Raw genomic sequence first — 2,086 nt, 5'->3', positions numbered from 1 at the left:
AGCAGAGCATCAGCGGCGGCGCCAAGTACCTGGCCTATATCAAGGAACAACTGGACGACAAGATCGAGGAGCCGGACCGCACCTGGTTCGCCCTCGCCGCCTACAACGTCGGCACCGGCCACCTGGACGACGCCCGCAAGCTGGCGGAGAAGGAAGGCCTGAACCCGAACAAGTGGCTGGATGTGAAGAAGATGCTGCCACGGCTGTCGCAGAAGCAGTGGTACAGCAAGACCCGCTACGGCTATGCCCGAGGCGGCGAGCCGGTGCATTTCGTGGCCAACATCCGCCGCTACTACGACATCCTGACCTGGGTGACCCAGCCGCAGCTGGAAGGCGATCAGGTTGCCGAGGGCAACCTGCATGTGCCGGGGGTCAACAAGACCAAGCCGACGGAAGAAAATCCGCCGCTCTAAAAGCATTCGCCGGCAAGCCGGCTCCTACAGAGGTTGTGTAGGAACCGGCGTGCCGACGAAGACCATTCAGGCCTTGGCCGCAGCCGCCAGGATCAACGCTTTCATCTCGGCCACCGCGCCCTTGAAACCGACGAACAGCGCATGAGCCACCAGGGCGTGGCCGATGTTCAGCTCATTGATGCCCTTGATCGCCGCCACCGCTTCAACGTTGTGGTAATGCAGGCCATGGCCGGCATTGACGATCAGCCCCTGAGCCAGGCCCACGGCAACCCCGTCGACGATACGCTGCAGCTCATCCGCCACTTCACTCGGCGTCTGGGCATCGGCATAGCGCCCCGTGTGCAACTCGATGGCCGGCGCGCCGACGCGCCTGGAGGCCTCGATCTGACGCTCGTCGGCGTCGATGAACAGGGACACTTCGGAACCGATTTTCGACAGCCGCTCCACCGCCGCCTTGATCCGCGCCTCCTGCCCCGCCACATCCAGGCCGCCTTCAGTGGTCAGCTCCTGGCGGGTTTCCGGTACCAGGCAGATATGCGCCGGACGGATACGCTCGGCAAAAGCCATCATCTCTTCGGTGACGCCCATCTCGAAATTCATGCGGGTCTGCAGCACGTCCTTGAGCAGCAGCACGTCGCGTTCCTGGATATGCCGACGGTCTTCGCGCAGGTGCACGGTGATGCCGTCGGCGCCCGCCTCTTCCGCGTCCAGCGCGGCCTTGACCGGGTCAGGGTAACGAGTGCCGCGGGCCTGGCGCAGGGTGGCAACGTGATCGATATTCACGCCGAGAAGAATGCGATTGCTGGTGGTCACGAAAGCGCTCCTGAATAAATGAAGATTCGGCGCACAGCATACGGGGAGAACAGGGTCTGTTGCCATTTGCTCGAACGCAGAATGGCGGCGCCTGGCGGGCAATCGCTGCGGGTCGCCAAACGATAGCCACGCCTAGGGCTTGCGAAACAGCTCGCGACTGACCAGGGGGCGCCCGCCCAGATGCACTGCCAGGGCCTGACGCATCAGGCGCTTGGCTGCCGACAACGCGCCGGGAGCACTCCAGTCGGCCTCGGCCATGGCCAACAGTTCGGTGCCGTTGAACAGGCCAGGTTGCAACAGGAACACCTGCTCCAGGCCGGCATCCACCTGCAGGCGATACAGGCCGTCGCCGACAATGGGCGCGCCGTGGATGTCGCTGTCCAGGGCGAAGCCATAACCCAAATCATCCAGCAAGCGCCATTCGAAGGCCCGCAGCAGGGGCTCCAGGGGCCGTCCTTCAGCCAGGGCCAGCAAGGTTGCGGCGTAGTGGTCGAATACTGCCGGATGGGGATCTTCCGCCGGCAGCAGGCGGATCAGCAGTTCATTCAGGTACAGACCGCTAAACAGCGCTTCGCCATTGAGCCAGGAGGCAATGCCGGCACTCTCCATGCGCCCGACGTTCTTCAGTTCGCCGCGGCCGCGAAATTCGACCTCCAGAGGGACGAAGGGTCGCGCCAGGGTACCGGCCTTGCCCCGTGCATTACGCAGCACAGCGCGCAGACGACCTTGGGGAGTAAGGAAATCCACCAGTGCGCTGCTTTCGCGGTAGGCGCGGCTGTGCAGGACGTAGGCGAGTTGGCCGACTGGGGCGTTGCTGGACATGGTTGCGGGGGATCTCAGGAGAAGAGAGGGAACCGGGT

At 63.9% G+C, this 2,086-nt stretch carries 3 protein-coding genes; 1 reads left to right on the top strand and 2 read right to left on the bottom strand.

Going from position 1 to position 2,086, the window contains the following annotated elements; translation table 11 throughout:
• A partial coding sequence (locus tag BLX41_RS28545; protein ID WP_185073828.1) for a transglycosylase SLT domain-containing protein occupies positions 1-413 on the top strand: 413 nt, incomplete at its 5' end.
• Positions 414-479: 66 nt separating this feature from the next.
• Here the strand turns inward: BLX41_RS28545 and pdxJ are convergent.
• Together pdxJ and recO are read right to left on the bottom strand one after the other, a co-directional pair.
• Positions 480-1,226, bottom strand: a complete 747-nt coding sequence (gene pdxJ, locus BLX41_RS28540; RefSeq protein ID WP_123727584.1) for a pyridoxine 5'-phosphate synthase — start codon at positions 1,224-1,226, stop codon at positions 480-482.
• A 132-nt stretch (positions 1,227-1,358) separates the two neighbouring features.
• On the bottom strand, positions 1,359-2,048 hold the full coding sequence (recO, locus tag BLX41_RS28535) for a DNA repair protein RecO (RefSeq protein WP_123727583.1): 690 nt from the start codon (positions 2,046-2,048) through the stop codon (positions 1,359-1,361).
• Between the last annotated feature and the right edge of the window lie 38 nt (positions 2,049-2,086).

The organism is Pseudomonas protegens (assembly GCF_003732485.1).
GTDB classification, from domain to species: Bacteria; Pseudomonadota; Gammaproteobacteria; order Pseudomonadales; family Pseudomonadaceae; genus Aquipseudomonas; species Aquipseudomonas protegens_B.
Note: the sequence above shows the minus strand (reverse complement) of the source record. Positions and strands in the feature narration are given on the sequence as shown.